General features: G+C 44.8%; 1 pseudogene. It reads left to right on the top strand.

What is annotated here, in order from left to right:
• Positions 1-397, top strand: a pseudogene (locus tag KIV40_RS31010) (recombination factor protein RarA); the annotation flags it as partial.
• Positions 398-507 lie beyond the last annotated feature (110 nt).

Below are 507 nucleotides of genomic sequence, written 5' to 3'. Positions count from 1 at the left end.
TTGGGATTGCTTTACTCGTATTGGCCCTGCAGAAGGTGAACGCGCGATAGCACAAGCGGTTGTCTATTTGGCCTGTGCACCAAAGAGTAATGCTGTCTATACCGCTTGGAAGCAAGCTTTGACTGATGCGCATAATCTACCCGAATATGAAGTCCCACATCATTTAAGAAATGCACCAACAACTTTGATGAAGGACATGGGCTACGGGCAAGAATACCGTTATGCTCGCGACGAACCTGGGGCCTACGCGGCGGGGGAGAAGTATCTGCCACCAGAAATGGGTGAGCGACAATACTATTACCCAACAAAACGAGGCTTAGAGACCAAGATTGGCGAAAAGCTAGATTATCTGGCGGATTTGGACGCAAAAAGCCCACAAAAACGCTATGAAAACTAGCCTTTTTTGGATATCTTACCCTAGTCATAAAATTCAGATTAAATCGTTAAAAAATGATGAAATAATCATCAGTTTTGGCGGTTTAGTGGTGTTTCAGTGGTCAAGCTACT

This window comes from Vibrio sp. D173a (assembly GCF_030248475.1).
The sequence above is the reverse complement of the archived record's forward strand: the minus strand, read 5'-3'. Positions and strand labels throughout refer to the sequence as shown.